Source organism: Citrobacter sp. JGM124, assembly GCF_018257795.1.
Lineage (GTDB): Bacteria > Pseudomonadota > Gammaproteobacteria > Enterobacterales > Enterobacteriaceae > JGM124.
Window position 1 is genome coordinate 19,298 of the sequence record NZ_JAERJD010000014.1, and the last position, 17,094, is coordinate 36,391.

A 17,094-nucleotide genomic window follows, 5' to 3' on the forward strand; every position below is an offset into this window, starting at 1 on the left:
GATAACAGAATATAAAGAAACAAAGAAGAGTTGTTTTATGTTTTATATGATTTATTCCTTTTATATCTTTCCAGTTAACTAAGGAGATATAAGGAAATGAAGAAAACAGTATTAATTAAAAACAGAAAAAGTAAGAAAGGTTTCTCACTCTTAGAGCTTTTGTTAGTTCTCGGTATTATCGCAGCATTGGTGGTTGCAGCATTTATCGTTTATCCTAAAGTACAGGCTTCGCAACGTTCGCAGGCTGAGAGTAATAATATAGCAACTATTCAGGCAGGAGTTAAAGCACTATACACATCAGCTTCAAGTTTTACGGGGCTTACCAATACAGTGGCTGTTCAGGCTAAGATTTTCCCTGATAACATGCTGAATGGCTCAGGAACAGCGGCTAAACCTGTCAATGTTTTCAAAGGTGATGTGACATTGGCTGTAGCGGCAACAGGGCCATCGAAAGCCCCAGCGTCTTCTTTTACGATTACTTACTCTAACGTCCCGGCAGCGGAATGCACCAAAATCATTACCGCAGCAGCGGGTAATTTCTATGAGGTTGGCGTAGGAACAGAAGCGAATGTGAAAGCCGCAGGTGATGTATTGGATGTTTCTAAAACAGCGACACAGTGTTCAGCAGGTGGGAATAGCAATACTCTTATCTTTACATCTATTTAAGAAAATACGATTTGCTTTTAGGTCCATGTAAATCCCCTCACTCGTTAAGTAAGAGTGAGGGGATTAATTTAATGAATGCTACTTTTTATTAAATTAATAATACTGTCATCTGAAAATTGTGTTTTAAATTCAACTTTGATTTTTTTACTTATTTGATTGAACAATGCTTGAGCATGTTCAATTTTGCGTTGTTCTTCAAGCCGCAAACTATCCTTACCATCTACATTTTTTGTTTCAATGATAAAATTTAAGTAATCACCGCTTGTCGTTTTAACAACATAAGCAAAGTCAGGAGAATACGTATAACCGCCTGCTACCGGGATTTTAATGGAGTTTTTCGGAATTTTTGTAAAAACGGCTACGGACTGGATCTCTCCATCTGTTATGTTGAGTCTTTCAAGCTCTGAGTCGTAAAAAACCTCTTCAAAAAGATAAGAATCCAATGGTGGCTTTGTATTATCCTGCAACACGCCAAGATCACTCGACAAAACCTCGTTTAGAGGATTTCCTTCTTCATTAGTGAACTTTGTGGGATGAATCGATCCTGAAATAATATTATATCCAAGACTGAATTTGTTAAACGAATTGTTAAGCAGATATTTACTAAACCCAGATTTAATTTTTCTGATTGTCTGAATATTCAAGTAGTCAGTGATATTGATATTGTCTTTTATATCACAAAAAACCTTATGTAAGGTATCGTGTTTAGCGAAAATAGTTTGTGACAGGTTATCGAGGAATTCACGATAGCTCATGGTATTTAGCTTTACAAAGTTATCATCGGCAGAAATGATACTTTTTGACATAGCCGTATCATTATGGATATAAATTCTATCAATACGAGTATGAACGCCTGATTTAGTAAATCTATCTGATTCTTCGAGCATAAATGACTTGAATATAGATAAGAATTCATTCTCGCTATTTATCTTATACTCAATTACTGCTTTTTGATTGATCAGATCCCAAAGCTCTTTCAGTTCACTAAACTTGCCAACACGCATTTTAGTACGTTTTTTACCATCAGTGGCTTTTTTGATTTTGCTTGGTTTTAACCCGGTAGGGAATGCAGCTGGATATTTGGCTTTTAAGCGACTATAGGCATCAGAATCTTTGAAGTTGTCATTGTCATCAATGATTTCATCATCAAAAACTTCATTCATGAGTGTTCTGGATGAAAGCTCAGGATACTGAGATAGGATTTTATCCTTAAGTTCTTGAGTAAACTTGCTCGGAACAGTTTCTTTGAAAGAGCTATCATTGACCTCTTTGACAAGAGAATCGACAAAATCTTTTTCTGTAAAATCAACATAGTAGTTGAGAGTGAAATTGCGGTCTTTCACCCGGCACATGTATTCATTCACGGGAAGACGTAAACCACGTCCTACCTCTTGAAGTTTAGATGTGGTGCTACCGCTTGAACGGAGCTTACAAATCTGAAAGACATTTGGGTTATCCCACCCCTCACGTAACGTCCATTTAGAGAAAATGAAACGGCGAGGATTATCTAAAGATAATAGAAGCTCTTTATCATGAAGGATTTCATTGATTTCCTGCTCAATTTTATCATCTTTATCACTGTTATCTTTTGAAAAATATCCACCATGAACAGAAGATATATCTTTAACAGTTTTTTCAAGGTAGTTTCTATAAAACTCGTCTTTCTCTGTTTTTAACAGTTCATTAGCTTCTGCTAAAACGTATTCTTCGAACTTAGTTTTAAGGCTTCCGGCAATATCATTGCCATCACGATAGCCTTCAATATCATCAATAAAGAAAAGAGTAAGAGGCTTTATGCGTGGCCTTTGTGTCAGATACTCTTTTTCTAACTTAAAGTGCTCTTTGACAGCTTTAAGCATCATATTATCAGCAAGCGTCTGATCGTAAGAGTAAGGATTGATTGAACTACCAATTTTTAGCTCAATACCATTACTCAACACCGCTGTACTTTTGTTTAAAGCATCAAGTGTTAAATCATGAATTGCACTATGTGTTTTCGATAATGATTCATCTTTCGCTAATTTGAATGTTTTTGTGTTGCCATGTTCATGCAGTTCAAAAGTGGCTTCTTTTCCGTCAGATTTAACAAATTTGAGATTAGCATTGCCATCACCAATAATATCTTCAATATATGCATCAATACCTTTAACAAGGTCTTCATTGAATGCATCTACGGCTGTCAGACGATAAACTAAGTTTTTATAGCCTTCACTAAAGGTTGCGCCATATCGAATAATATATTGAGCATTAAATTTCTCAATATTTTCCCATGTTTTTTTACCTGTAGGGAACTTATGAGGTTCATCAATAATAATGAATGGATTAACCGCACTCAGGGCAGAAAATGGTGTATCAAACTGATTATCAAGCAAACCAACATCATAAGTGTCAGTTAAAGACTTAGAGTTAATCATCCCTGAGTTAATCACAAGGACGTGTATATATTTCTTATTGAAATTACTTGCTTCAACAAAATCATGAATGGCTTGAGGCATATACGATTTTGTATTTTTACCCGAACTTTTCTGACTTTCAACAACGTAAGTCTTTAGTTCACGCTCGTAATCATCTCTAAAGTGTTCTTTTAACGCATCGCTTTTTAAAAAGTTAACTGTTCCAGCTTTGATTGAAAGAGTAGGAACAATAATAATGAATTTATTAACTCCAAAGGATTTGTTCAGGTCAAAAATTGTTTTGGTGTAAGTATAAGTTTTACCTGTACCTGTCTCCATAGAAACATCAATTACATTGCTTTTAGCATCGTAATTATCTTTCGAGTGATCAATACCATTGAACTCCTGAACATTTTTTATGTTGTTGTAGTATTGTTGTTCAGATAGATTCAGTTCTGGATTAGCTAATAGGCGAATAGCAACATGATCCGTCTGGTGAGGTATGGCGGAAACAAAAACATTCATGACCGCATCAACGCCAGCTTTTTGATGAGGTAAGTTCTTTTCGAATGTGAACCCTTTAGACATGATTAGTTCCTCACCACCAAATCCAAATCAATTGATTTTTTATTGGCATAACTTTTTAATGCTTCATTAAGTTCCATCTGTTTGGCACTTTCGAAGTTGCTGCCATAAAACACTACTTTGTTAGGGGCAAAGTCTTTGTCTGAATCCAGCTTTTGAAGTAAAGCTTTCAGGGCTTCACTGGTGAAATTAGGCGCAATCAGATAAAGACGACCATCACACAAGTGTGCTTTATAACCATCAAGATCAACATCTATAATTGGCGTTGTTAACAAGCTACCATCATATATACACCATGTAGTCAGCAGAGTGTCATACTGTTCAGGTGTCAATACAGCATCATCAAAAAATGTATGGTTAGAAAGTGTCAGTTCAGATTCATCTTTTGCTCGGAAATCATTGGATGTTTCAAAGATTTTGAAACCAACATCTCCTCTGTAATCTGGATTTGTATTTTTTAACTTTTCTCCTGCCTTGATGATTCTATCTTTTGTAATATCGAAGATTGATTTATATCCTTTGACGTAAGCAAAATTATCATTTTTCAATTTTTCATCAATTTGTACCAACATAAACTTTCTATTAGCATTGTCATTTTTGTTCAATTCTAAAATTGCATGAGCTGTTGAACCTGAACCACCGAAAAAGTCAAGAACATAGTCATTATCAGAAACCACTATATTAATTAAATCAGATAGTAGATTTAAAGGTTTTGGATTTTCGAACGGATGAAAATCAAACAAATCTAATAAATCACTACTTCCATCACTAGTTGTACCAGATTTATCAAGTAAAGTTTCATTTATTAGAATTGATCTCGGTTTTTTCCCTTTTGGTAATCGTTGTTTAAATTGTACAGACCAACCTCCATCTTCCTTTTGGATTAATCTGACGTCTCCTTTTTCTAAATCGCTTTCAAATCTATTTCTTGAACGAAGCCAGCTAATCTTATTACCGTTATCATCATATTCAAGCACTGTACCATCAGGACAAGTTATTGGATAATACTGTTTTCCTGATTTTCTTTTAAATGTGTCCCAATAATATTTTGATTCGCTATCCTCTTGATTGTATCTTGACAAATACTCAGGTTTATATGTTTCAAATAAGTGTTCAAGACTATTTTTATTCTTTGAGTACATTAATATGTACTCATGTTCAATTGCTACATGAACCGAATCATTTCCACCACCTTTCTTTTTCTTCCACACGAAGTCAGTGATAAAATTATGCTCACCAAAAACTTCATCACACAATATTTTTAATTGGGAATGTTCACTTTCGTCAATCGAAATGCATATAACACCTTCATCAAGCATCAATTCTTTAGCTACATATAAGCGGGGATACATAAAAGTCAGCCATGCACTATGGCTACTTGAACCTTTTGTAGTAAATTCAAGAATGCGTATAGCCTCATCAAGATCGATACCAGCCAGATCAGAAAGTTGTTCAGGTGTAAACTTGCGATCATCGTTATAGGCGAACCCATCAGAACCCGTATTATATGGTGGATCAATATAAATCATTTTCACCTTTTCAGAATAAGCATTAACCATGTGCTTTAATACTTCGAGGTTATCCCCTTTGATCAACAGATTCTGACTGTTTTTGTTCTCTTCACGTTGGTTATGGTCTTTATCTTCTGTCAGCAACGTTTTAGGTGGTAGGTTAGCCAACAGCCGGGCATAGGACTTACCCAGCCAGTTTAAGCTGTATGATTCTTTAGAGAGTTCAACATCCGATGATTTGACGATCTCAAGCAACTTTTCTTGAATGAAAGCACCGTTTTTATCAAAACACTGTGGGAAGTTAGCCTTCAAAACAGCAATCTGCTTACTGTTAGCAGTTTCAACTTCTGAAAAAATCGTTTCTTTTTGCATATCCATTTTAAACCTGATTATTTATTGTTCGATTTAGTAGTGTTTTTGATTGAAGCTTCACTTAGACCTATGCGTAGTAGTTCTGCAGCAGCACCGTCTATGCTTTTGAAGACTCGTGCTTCGTAAGGCTGTCTGGAGCTGCATAAGACTAATGGCTTACCTTCCCACTCAGAACCATCAAAAATCACAGTATACTCGCCTTTAGAGCCTTCTATTGTTGCTCTATCAAGTAGACCTGATTTGACTCTTTCCTTAGCCATTGAGCTAAGGATGAAATATCCACCATCAAGACCTGACATTATCGTTATGACCTCATTATGTGATAGCGAAACAATATCAAATATTGAAACAAAAATCCAAATCAAAACGTTAACTATAACCTGTTATCAAGAATAAATACGTGGAAATATTATTTCTTATGTATATTTCTGTTTAATAAATTTAGTTTTCATATTGATTATTATCCAAAATATGTTAAGGAATAATAGGCAGTTAATACAAGGAGGTTTTATGTATAAGAACAATGATGAAGTCATCGCTTGGGAAACGAAAAAACTTCTTGATGAAGGTATCTATACTGATACAGAACAAGCCTATTTAGAAGCAGAAAAGATAGTTATCCATATAAGGGAACAAGCAAAACAGCGTCAGATTAAACATCAGTTTAAATTGAAAATAAGAACAATCAAACACAAAATTAACAGTGGTAAAGATTATGCTCATATCCCTTATGCTAAAAATAAAAAATATTGGGAGGATTAAGTATGACAACAAAAACGATAAAGCAACAAATAGCAGCAGCTCAGGAACGTTTATTTTTCTTGGAAGCTAAAAAGAAACAGCAAACAAAAAAAGAGAATACACGTCAGAAAATAATTTTTGGTGCAGAGGTTGCCAAAGTCTTGGGATGTGATATTGGTTATGTAGATAAGGAATTGGTGTATGGTATTTTGCTTGAGATCCCTAGTCTTGATGATAGTGATATTGAAAAATACAGAAAAAATGGTAATGCCTACATTAATACCTACATCAATAAATAACTCTTTCACGTCCGAACGGTGAACCGACTTAAAACTCGCTTTTAGGTCGGTGAACTGTGGAGCAAGCCCCAGAGGGCGCGGTAGTTAATTTAATTCATCATTTCTCTCACTATATATCCTGTCTCTATTGACCACTTTTTTATTTTTGCTAATTAAAATATATGTAAATAAAAAAGGACGATGAAAATGAAAAAACAATTTAAAAAGGGGTTCTCACTGTTAGAGCTTGTATTAGTACTGGGTGTCGGGGCAACGATGGGGTTGATCAAGTTTCAGGATATGAAAGCAGAGCAAGAAAATATTCTGGCTTCTGCTGTAGGTCAGCAAATGAAACAGATGGGTGAGGCAGTGAATGGATATATTAATATTCGCTACGATAAACTTTCAACATTATCGAATGCTGCCGGGAATGGATCTGATCCGGGTCCAAGAGCCTGTAGTGGTAGTGTATGTGAAATTACATATATCACTTTAATTAATGAAGGCTTATTGCCTTCCACCTTTTCAGGCATCAATGCGCAAAAATCTGCCTATAAGATACTGTTAAAACGTGATGGCATCAGCCCTAACTATGTGGTTAATGGACTCATTACGACAACACTCCCTTGGTCTGAAGGATCAAAAATTCGCTATGACTTGTTAGGTAAAGCAATGGTATCGGCAGGTGTTGACAGTGGTATGACTAAGAGTGCAACCGTTGCTTCTGGCTATGAAGGGCAATGGTCTGAAAAAACCTCTGACTTCCGTAATATCACGAGTGAGGGTTTATTAGCTTACCGAACAGGGTTTAACAGTGCGATGTATACAGTTTATCTTCGTCGCGATGGAACATTGCCTATGACGGGCGATTTGAATATGGGTGGTAAAAATATTGGTAATGCGAAAAACATCACAGCAAGTGGTATAGGTGATTTTGGCGGAGATATTTCCTCAGATGGTAATATTACCGCTAAAAAAGAAGTCATAGCGCATAACGGTTATGGGGATACTATTAAGTTAGGTGGTGATGCGGCTGGTAATGACTATGAACTCTATCTAAGCGCCAACAAGCCGTTATCGTTATGGTCATCTCCAACAGGTGGCACTGCTACTGATACGAATAAATCGAATACGTTGCTTAAGGTAGCGGGAGCCATTAGTTCAGGTAATATTAATTCGATTGGTAATATAACTTCATCCGGGAATATTTCAGTAGGTGGTGTTTTACATTTAAGTAAAGTTAATGTTAATGGAAGTCCCTGTTCCGGGGTGGGTGATATTAGCAGGGATATCAATGGGAAAATATTGACCTGTCAGTCAGGCTTCTGGAAATCATCAGAAGGCAATAGCTCTGCTTTATTAGCTCAAAATGGTTGGTGGAAAGATGATAATACAGGAATTATCTATCAATGGTTAAAAGGAGAACAGGTCTGTAGTGAAAATCAGAATAAAGTTGTAAAATTCCCAATGGCGTTTCCTAATGGGATTTTTAATGTCCAAGTATCTCCTATTATAGGTGATAAACAAGCAGGTGATTTTTTCTTCCAGATTTATAATGTCAATAAAATCTCTGCAACTATTGTGCCTAATGGTAATACATATGGTTCCTGTATCACACCTTATGTGTATGCAGTTGGATATTAAAGATATCTTTATTAATATTATTTATGTAAAGACCATCCGTGGTCTTTATTTTTCATATTTGTTGAGCAAACTCAAACGGTCTGACCATATTGTTAGTGTTGGCATCCAGAAAGTCACCCCACCATTGCAGCATCAAACGCCTCTGGTCTAAATGCTTAGCCTTATGGGTATAGGCAGCGCGAACACTGTTGCTTTCCTTATGGCTCATCTGTAGCTCTACAGCGTCTTCTGACCACAGACCAGACTCAATGAGAGCACTACAAGCTAATGTGCGGAAACCATGCCCACAAATATCCTGTTTGGTGTCATAGCCCATATTGCGAAGGGCTTTATTGATGGTGTTCTCACTCATGGGTTTAAAGCTGTCATAGCTGCCAGTGAAAATTAACCCGTCATCATTACCATCTTCATAGGTGAGGTGTTTTATCTCACTTAAAATTTCTATGGCCTGACGGCACAAGGGAACAATATGTTGGCGTTTCATCTTGGTACCACGGCTTGAATACTTCACACCTTCAATAACTTCACGCTGTTCTGGAATGACCCAGAGCTTGCTGTTGAAGTCGATTTCTGACCATCTGGCAAAACGCAGCTCACTGGATCGAACAAATACCAGTAAGTTAAGTTTTATGGCAAGGGTAGTGAGTCTGCGGCCTTTATAACTATCCACACGTTCAAGCAGTAAGGGAATTTCTTCCAGCTCAAGTGCAGGGCGGTGTTCGGTTTCAGGCTTCTGTACAGAATCTTGAAGGTCGTAGGCCGGGTTATAACGAATAAGCTGTTGCTGAACGGCGTAGCGGAGAATAGACGTAATGTATTGTTTAAGCCTTGTCGCCACTTCCAGATAACCAAGCGCCTCCACTTTTTTAAGTGGGACTAACAGATCACCTGTTGAAAGCTCAGTTACGTCTTTATCCCCAATAGCGGGAAAGACATAGGTTTCCAGCCGAGTTTTTACCGTGTTCTGGTAATCCTCAGACCATTTCTTTTTGGTGGAAAACCATGAATTGGCAACGACCTTAAAAGCACGAGTGTTATCACGTTTTGCTTTTAGCTCTGTAGCTTCAGATTTTTTCTTGGCGTTAGGGTCGATACCTTCAGCAATCAGCTTACGGGCTTCATCCCGGCGTTCTCTTGCTTTAGAAAGTGAAACAGAAGGGTAGACACCAAGAGCGAGTATTCTTTGCTTCTTTTCAAAACGGTAAGACAAGCGCCAGTATTTAGACCCATTAGGATGCACCAACAGATGCATACCAAAGCCATCAGTCAGCTTATATTCTTTCTCAAGAGACTTGGCATTTTTTACTTTGGAATCAGTGAGTGACATGATTCACCCCCTTGAGTTGTTGGTATAAGCTAAATCGAACCAGAGATACCAACGATTCTACCAACAAAAGTAGTGGGTAGTAGTGTTTTTTGGTGGAAGAGGGTGAACGTAAAACAGAGGGTAAGCAATTGATAAAAAGAAAAAAAGCAGACGTCAATGAACGTCTGCTTTCTTTAATATGGCTCCTCTGACTGGACTCGAACCAGTGACATACGGATTAACAGTCCGCCGTTCTACCGACTGAACTACAGAGGAATCGTTTGAACGGGGCGCATAGTACCGAGGGCGGGGAGGCTTGTCAAAGGCTCCGTTGTATTTAATGGTTTGTTTGCTGATAAAACAGACAAAAAGAGCAATTTTCATCTGATAGAGCGAAATTACAACAGGTTAACTATGTCAACAGGCGGGTTACAGGGTGGGATGTATTAAAAAAACTGCGATTCTCGTTTTTTATAGCCCTGACTATGGGACAGGGAGTCTGATGAATGGTGAGGCCGAAGGTTCGCGATACTATTGCGCAGGTATCGGGCAGATATTGCCTGATAACAGTGCCATGCTGTCTGTTATTTTTCCCGCTTTACCCACCCGAATTGCACCAATGTTGTGCAACTGCACCGATACAGTGGGTCCGCTAGTAAAATTCCAGGTATGTTGCCACCTTTCTATCTATAGTATTTTCTTATAATTCATATTATTAGTATTTTTTATGTGTTTGCCATAACTTGGCAAGCATCTTGCATCCTCTTATGCGACATCACTATTTTGGGTTGACGCGGTTGCGTAAAGGGGAATGTATGAACTTAAAACGACTGAAGTATTTCGTAAAAATCGTTGATATCGGTAGTCTCACCCAAGCCGCGGAAGTGCTCTATATAGCCCAGCCGGCATTAAGCCAGCAGGTTGCAAATCTTGAAGCTGAACTGGATCAGAAGTTACTTATTCGTACTAAACGGGGTGTTACACCGACAGAAGCAGGAAAAGTGCTGTATGTTCATGCCAAAGCCATTCTGCGCCAGTGTGAACAGGCCCAAATCGCGGTAAACAGTGTCGGAAAGGCACTCAAAGGGGCGGTGTCAATCGGGCTTGCACCCGGTGCAGCCTCTTCGGTGGTTATCCTCCCGATGCTGAAATCGATGCGTGCCGGTCTGCCGGATGTGATGATTCATCTGCATGAAAATAGCAATGCGGTACTTAACGATAAACTATTAAATGGTGAGCTGGATATGGCCATTGTCTATGATAGTTCAGCCCAGGAAGGGTTAGTCAGTGAGCCGCTATTAAAAGAAAATCTATTTCTTGTGGGGAGTGGATCATGCCCAGGAAAAACTGTTGATTTAAATACCATTGCGGAGATGAATCTCTTTTTGCCCTGTGGCTACAGTGCATTACGCAAACGTATTGATAACGCTTTTGCCCTGCGGAGTTTACATACTGAAGTGATGGGCGAAATTGAATCAACAGCGACGCTCACCGCCGTTGTGGCGAGTGGTATGGGGGTGACTATTTTACCCGAGTCAGCAGCCTGTTCTTTAGTCGCGGCAACACATGGATGGATGGCCCATATTACTCAACCTTCGTTAAGTTTACCCCTGACACTGAATCTTTCCTCCCGGCAGCCTCTCACGGCGCAATCTGAAGCAGTAAAGGATTCTTTGCTGTCACTGGTTTCTCGTCCTTTGCCAGAAAATTCATTATGGATGATGGCAGGCTAAACTTTCTTTAGTACAAAAAGACATAAGATGAGGGTATTTGTTATTTGTTCTTACGGGGTTATGACTTTAACAATAGTGTAAAGAAAAAGCATGACCCCGGAGGCACTATGAATTTCCAGCAACTTAAAATTATTCGCGAGGCTGCACGCCAGGATTATAATCTGACTGAAGTAGCCAATATGTTGTTTACTTCCCAGTCTGGTGTGAGCCGCCATATCCGCGAGCTGGAAGAAGAGCTGGGGATTGAAATTTTTATCCGTCGCGGTAAGCGATTATTAGGGATGACCGAACCAGGGAAAGCATTACTGGTCATAGCGGAAAGAATTTTAAATGAGGCCAGCAGTGTGCGGCGCCTGGCCGACTTGTTTACCAATGAAGACAGTGGCGTGCTGACCATTGCTACCACACATACTCAGGCTCGCTATAGCCTTCCTGTGGTGATTAAAGAGTTTCGTGATTTATTTCCGGAAGTCCGCCTTGAGCTGATCCAGGGGACACCTCAGGAGATTGAATCCTTACTACACAGCGGGGCGGCAGATATTGGTATTGCGAGTGAACGTTTAAGTACTGACCCCTCTCTGGTGGCCTATCCTTGGTTCCGCTGGCACCATAGCCTGCTGGTGCCGCAAGATCACCCGCTGATTCAAAGTAATCCACTCACGCTCGATGATATTAGCCGCTGGCCGCTGATTACTTACCGCCAGGGGATCACTGGGCGCTCGCGTATTGATGAGGCATTTGCGCGCCGAGGGCTGACACCGGATATCGTCCTCAGTGCTCAAGACTCTGACGTAGTAAAAACCTATGTGGAATTAGGGCTCGGGATAGGTCTGGTTGCTGATCAGGCCTGTGGTGATGAAGGAGAGCTGGTTCGCCTGAATACTCAACACTTATTCGATACCAATACCGTATGGTTGGGGATCCGCCGTGGGCAGCTACAACGTAATTATGTCTGGCGTTTTATTGAACTCTGTAATTCGGCACTCTCAGTAGAGGAAATTAAACGCCTGGCGCTGGAACCGGAAGAGGCTGCTATTGATTATCAAATCTGATGCTTAAGAATTGATAATCATTTTGCTGTAAAAATATCCGGATTCAGGCTGATATCCTGAACCCGGATATTTAATTCACTGTTGGTCGCATTTCAAACAAACTGCGATCTTGATCGTTTTTGTCGTTATTGATCCCGCCTGTTTTTCGCCTGCCTTTATCCGAATAATAATTCTCTTCATAAGTAACTGGTACAATGAAGAAATGTAATAATTTATACCCATAATGGTTCATTTTTTTTACTTGGGTGAAAATTGATGGAGAAATATTATTCTGGGGTTGGAATTCTCTGTTTACAGACAGAGCATTGTCATTGTAACTATTGATGTATTAATTATTTTAATATTTTTCTATTATCCTGAAGGTTTACTGCCTGAGTTTTTTCATTATCTCATCGTTATATCAATAGGTTATTTTTATTATACATGAAAAAAATCCCGTCGAGTGATAAGAATAATACTGAAGTCATTTTTTTATTCAATGCATCATATATCAACCGGGCGCAGAGGAATAGATTAATGGATTTTAATATATTCATGCTATTTCATACACTGAAATATCCATTTTATCAATGATATCAAACTGTTTGCCATGAAGTGATGTGCATGTTTTTGACATGTGATGTTTAGTTATACTCAATGTTGTTTTGCTAGAGTATGTCACTGAATGTTAATAACCAGACTCGTGTTTGAACATTATTGGGATAAAACTATGCAGAATGAAATTATTTTTTCATCCAGCCAGGGACGCAAAGTGTGGAATACACTTGATAGTATAGCCCATAACTATGATCAGGAGAAAAACCCGATTGAATTGGAAAATATCGCACATGATCTATTAAAAAAAATAATCGATGATTCGATGTTAAAAAAAATTCAGGAAATAGCCAATAACGAGATGTCGTCACATATTATCATCAGGAATTTTCTTGCGATACAGTCGTTACCCTATACTCCAACCGATGACTGTTCGCCTGACAGCGTTAGCTGGCGAACACCAGCTTCGGCATTATTAGGGTTACTCAGGCTGACGGGGCATTCAGCTCGTTCATTTATGGATGAAATGAATGGTCGCCTTTGCCACATGGTGATGCCGGCCAGGAATAATGAAAAAAGTTTTTTACGATCGACTAAAAAATTGGGGTTTCACACTGAGGTGGTAAATGGCTATTTTTATGAGGAGAGCCCCTGTATCGGTAAGCCTGTATCACCAGAGGTTTTTGGCCTGTTAGGACTACGCAATCCTGATGGTATTGCCACAACGTTAATTCCATTAGAGCGGGTACTAAAAAGTCTGACACCTGATGTCATCAGTGCTCTCATGAAACCAAATTTTTGTGCAATTAGTCAGTCATCCTTTGACAGAGAGATCATTATTAAAGATGTTCCTGTACTGAAAAAGCTACACGGGGGAGGTATGGGGTTGCGTTATAGCCGTAGTAAAGTAATGGCAAACAATACTGAAGCGTCAGAAGCGTTACACCAGCTGACTGATGCAATAAATCATTCGGAACATATTGAGCAGGTAGTATTGAATCCGGGTGATGCGCTTATTCTAAATAATCGTACTTGTGTTCATGGGCGCGGAAGTATTACCGGAACACAAAAATTTGATGGCATGGATAGATGGCTAATAAGAATTTATGGATATAAATTCGCTACATTACCCATGCTGAAAACATTGCCAGAAAAAAAGCATGTCATTATGGTGGATATTTAATGGCGTTAGAAACTAAGATCTTTAATTTTTTAAAAAAACAAATTAGTGAAAATAAAGATGCTGCACATGATTTAGGTCATTTAAAACGTGTGGCTGAAAAAAGTAAACATATACATAAACATGAAGGGGGTAACTTAGATGTAATAATCATAGCCAGTTATTTTCATGATATTGTCTCTTTGCCAAAAGATTCACTTATTCGTCATCACTCTTCTAATTTTGCGGCACAGAAAACAATAAAAATCCTCAAGGATCATTTTAAAGAGATACCTACGAGTTTATATGGACATATTGCGGATGTTATCCGTTCTCATAGTTACAGTGCGAATATTAAACCTAATACTATTGAGGCTAAAATTATTCAGGATGCAGATCGCCTTGATGCTTTGGGTGCTATAGGTTTAGCCAGAGTTTTTTATATTGCGGGTAAATTGGGACAGAAATTATATAACCATGATGATCCCTTTGCATCTGAACGTCCGTTAAATGACAAAATGTATGCTCTGGATCATTTTTATACCAAATTACTCAGGCTGCCTGAAACAATAAATACGAATGAAGGGAGGATTATGGCTGAAGAAAGAGTCGCTTATTTATCTGAGTATATCGAAAAGCTTAAAGAAGAAATTATACTAGTACACTAATAGAAATTATAGAGAGAAAATAATGTTTATTGATTGTGTATATAAAGCATTAAGAACCCCAAAAGAAACACAACAAACCTTAGAAATATTGACTGAGGCAGATATGCTGTCGGGAGACTCATCCGTCATCCAGTTGTATGAGCAAAAACTGAGTTATTATTTTAATACCAAACATGCGATTGCCGTATCATCAGGAACGGCAGCTTTGCATGCCAGTTTACTGACAGTTATCAGACCTGGCGATGAGGTACTGGTACCTGCTATTTGTGTTCCAATGACGATATCCGCCATTTTACAGGCAGGAGGCGTACCAGTTTTTTATGATTGCAGTGTTAATTCCTTTAAACCAGAACTCAACGATCTGGACAAAAAAATAACACCAGCAACGCGTGTATTAGTCACCGTTTCGATGTGGGGATACCGTGCGATTGACAACGATACGGTGACTTTCTGTCGTCAGCGTAACATTATGATTATCGAAGATGCAGCACAGTCGGCAGGGACAGATTCATTGCTGGGATATGAAGGCACGATAGGGGATATTGGCTGTTTCAGTACTCATGAGTTCAAATTAATCAGTACTGGGGAGGGGGGATTTATATTGACTAATTCGGACACGTATGCGGAAAAAATTCGGTCATTTACACATATTGGCTTTAGTGAACGGCACGGTGGGTTTGGCTATGCAGATGGTCTGAATTATAAATTATCGGCATTTCAGGCTGCTGTAGGTATTGTGCAGCTCACCAGCCTTGATGCCAAAATACAGGGGCGTGAAAAGCGTAAGGTAAAGTGGAAGAGTTTATTACAGTCCGCTGAAGGGATCAGTTTTCTTAACTCAGATGTTATGAGTCGGCATAATTGTTATTCTTTAGTTTGTTTATTAAATGATAACGCTAAACAATCAGGTATCGAGCTGGCCAGAAAATTATACAATGTAGGCGTGAACACGGACACATTTCGCTATAAAAATACTATAGTGAGTAATTATCCTTACTATAAAGAGTATTACAAGCACCCGAAATATACCAGGGATAACAATATTGATTTTCCTAATGCAACAGAAATGGTGAAGAAAATGCTCGTCTTACCTTGTCATGAACGGGTCAGCGTTGAAGCTATTCATAAGGCTTCGCAAAGCATCATGCAGTTCATTCAGGATGCCTGAATTTTATTTGCTACATGTTTATTTTAGAATAATACCAAAAAACATTACTAATCCTGCTTTATACTAAAGGTAAGTGTACTGTATCTCATTTATACTTATCGCCATGATTTATGACGTCAGGTAATAACGTAATATATTAATTTATTATTACAGTTTTCATCTGTGATAATAAATGAAGTGTTTGTGATGTTTTTATTCATTTTGCTATCATGTACCACTGAATCATTTGGTATGTATGTATAGGGACTGATTTTCATGAAAATGAAAAAGAAACAGGATTTGTCGCACTTTTTATTTTTCTTCCATGTTGCGAAACATCGAAGTTTCTCTACCGCAGCTAAAAAAATGAATGTTTCACGTTCATCAGTGATGTCAAATATCAAGAATCTTGAGGAACGATTTAATATCCGTTTTATCAATCGTAATACGCGTTTTTTCTCATTAACTTTTGAAGGGAAATACTTGTATGAGCAGAGCCTTAAGATAGATGCGTTACTGGAAGAAACAGTTAAGTCGCTAGAAAATGTATCGTCTTTTTCAAGAAAGGAGGTATCAATTAAACTCCCGGTCATTTTTGACATTCCTGATGTGCATTATGCTCTGTCCTCTTTTATGAATAAAAACCCGGAAGTGGTTGTTCATACGAGATACGATGATCGTTTGGGTAATCTTATAGAAGAAGAAGTCGATTTTGCGGTACATATCGGTGAGTTACCAAATTGTAGTTACTACTCAAAAATGATCACTAATTTTAAATCACATATTCTGGCATCCCCGGAATATCTACGTACGTATGGCGAACCCATGCACCCACAAAACCTGGTTGATTATAAATGTATTAACTTTGAGCATTGTCTTACTGGTAATAAATGGCTCTTCCGTAATAAGACTAAAGGTGTATTAGAGTCTTATGCATTGGGCCCCACTCTAAAGGTATCCAGTGAACGTACTGTAATTTCTTTTGCTGAGAAAGGCATGGGTATTGGTTCTGGATTAAGTTTTCTTTGTCATGAAAAACTCAAGAATAATACCTTACAGTCTATCCTGAACGAGTGGACATACCCGATACCCGTTTATATTATTTTTCATTCAAAATGTTATGTTGATGAGCATGTCAGAAACCTGATGGATGAAATAAAAGACACCATTAATGTACTTCAGGTTCGGCACAGTTTATAGCTAATAATCAAGGTAACTAATATAGTAAAATGAATTAGTTATCTGCAAAGTTAATGATCTGAACATGATATTGCCAGCGCAGAGTATTATTGTCTTTTTAATGAA

The 17,094-nt window shown here is 38.2% G+C and carries 14 protein-coding genes and 1 tRNA gene; 10 read left to right on the plus strand and 5 right to left on the minus strand.

Annotated elements, in window-relative coordinates:
* Positions 1–96 precede the first annotated feature (96 nt).
* Complete coding sequence (locus tag JK154_RS16590) at positions 97–666, plus strand: type 4 pilus major pilin (protein ID WP_211993756.1); 570 nt, start codon at positions 97–99, stop codon at positions 664–666.
* A gap of 68 nt (positions 667–734) precedes the next feature.
* Here JK154_RS16590 and JK154_RS16595 read toward each other — a convergent pair whose 3' ends face one another.
* The 3 genes from JK154_RS16595 to JK154_RS16605 are packed head-to-tail and all read right to left on the minus strand — an operon-like array spanning position 735 to position 5,826.
* Positions 735–3,647 carry a type III restriction-modification system endonuclease gene (locus JK154_RS16595; RefSeq protein ID WP_211993758.1) on the minus strand — a complete coding sequence of 971 codons (2,913 nt, stop codon included), beginning with the start codon at positions 3,645–3,647 and terminating at the stop codon, positions 735–737.
* Between the two features lie 2 nt (positions 3,648–3,649).
* Positions 3,650–5,533 (minus strand): site-specific DNA-methyltransferase, encoded by a 1,884-nt coding sequence (locus JK154_RS16600; RefSeq protein WP_249215977.1) that lies wholly within the window; start codon positions 5,531–5,533, stop codon positions 3,650–3,652.
* 11 nt (positions 5,534–5,544) lie between these two features.
* Positions 5,545–5,826: a hypothetical protein gene (locus JK154_RS16605; protein WP_249215978.1), complete on the minus strand. Its 282-nt coding sequence runs from the start codon at positions 5,824–5,826 to the stop codon at positions 5,545–5,547.
* Positions 5,827–6,037: 211 nt separating this feature from the next.
* Here JK154_RS16605 and JK154_RS16610 point away from each other — a divergent pair, with 211 nt between their 5' ends.
* The 3 genes from JK154_RS16610 (at position 6,038) to pilV (ending at position 8,190) form a co-directional block, all read left to right on the plus strand.
* Positions 6,038–6,289 (plus strand): hypothetical protein, encoded by a 252-nt coding sequence (locus tag JK154_RS16610; RefSeq protein ID WP_211993760.1) that lies wholly within the window; start codon positions 6,038–6,040, stop codon positions 6,287–6,289.
* Positions 6,290–6,291: 2 nt separating this feature from the next.
* Positions 6,292–6,567 (plus strand): conjugal transfer protein TraD, encoded by a 276-nt coding sequence (locus tag JK154_RS16615; protein ID WP_211993762.1) that lies wholly within the window; start codon positions 6,292–6,294, stop codon positions 6,565–6,567.
* Between the two features lie 180 nt (positions 6,568–6,747).
* Positions 6,748–8,190 carry a shufflon system plasmid conjugative transfer pilus tip adhesin PilV gene (pilV, locus tag JK154_RS16620; RefSeq protein ID WP_211993764.1) on the plus strand — a complete coding sequence of 481 codons (1,443 nt, stop codon included), beginning with the start codon at positions 6,748–6,750 and terminating at the stop codon, positions 8,188–8,190.
* A gap of 52 nt (positions 8,191–8,242) precedes the next feature.
* Here the strand turns inward: pilV and JK154_RS16625 are convergent, their stop codons facing one another.
* Together JK154_RS16625 and JK154_RS16630 are read right to left on the minus strand one after the other, a co-directional pair.
* On the minus strand, positions 8,243–9,517 hold the full coding sequence (locus JK154_RS16625) for an integrase arm-type DNA-binding domain-containing protein (protein ID WP_211993765.1): 1,275 nt from the start codon (positions 9,515–9,517) through the stop codon (positions 8,243–8,245).
* A 179-nt stretch (positions 9,518–9,696) separates the two neighbouring features.
* A tRNA-Asn gene (locus JK154_RS16630) sits at positions 9,697–9,772 on the minus strand.
* Positions 9,773–10,311: 539 nt separating this feature from the next.
* On the opposite strand from JK154_RS16630, the gene nac reads away from it, so the two are divergent.
* The 6 genes from nac (at position 10,312) to JK154_RS16660 (ending at position 16,989) form a co-directional block, all read left to right on the plus strand.
* Positions 10,312–11,229: a nitrogen assimilation transcriptional regulator NAC gene (gene nac, locus JK154_RS16635; protein ID WP_211993777.1), complete on the plus strand. Its 918-nt coding sequence runs from the start codon at positions 10,312–10,314 to the stop codon at positions 11,227–11,229.
* A gap of 107 nt (positions 11,230–11,336) precedes the next feature.
* A complete protein-coding gene (gene cbl / locus JK154_RS16640; RefSeq protein WP_211993781.1) occupies positions 11,337–12,281 on the plus strand; it encodes an HTH-type transcriptional regulator Cbl in 945 nt (314 codons plus the stop codon).
* 709 nt (positions 12,282–12,990) lie between these two features.
* Positions 12,991–13,998: a carbon starvation induced protein CsiD gene (locus JK154_RS16645; protein WP_211993783.1), complete on the plus strand. Its 1,008-nt coding sequence runs from the start codon at positions 12,991–12,993 to the stop codon at positions 13,996–13,998.
* A complete protein-coding gene (locus tag JK154_RS16650) occupies positions 13,998–14,642 on the plus strand; it encodes an HD domain-containing protein (protein WP_211993785.1) in 645 nt (214 codons plus the stop codon). The genes JK154_RS16645 and JK154_RS16650 overlap by 1 nt, the downstream gene beginning before the upstream one ends.
* Positions 14,643–14,664: 22 nt before the next feature.
* The gene (locus tag JK154_RS16655) at positions 14,665–15,810 is read left to right on the plus strand and encodes an aminotransferase class I/II-fold pyridoxal phosphate-dependent enzyme (RefSeq protein ID WP_211993786.1); all 1,146 of its coding nucleotides are present in this window, start codon (positions 14,665–14,667) and stop codon (positions 15,808–15,810) included.
* Between the two features lie 255 nt (positions 15,811–16,065).
* A complete protein-coding gene (locus tag JK154_RS16660) occupies positions 16,066–16,989 on the plus strand; it encodes a LysR family transcriptional regulator (protein WP_211993787.1) in 924 nt (307 codons plus the stop codon).
* Positions 16,990–17,094 lie beyond the last annotated feature (105 nt).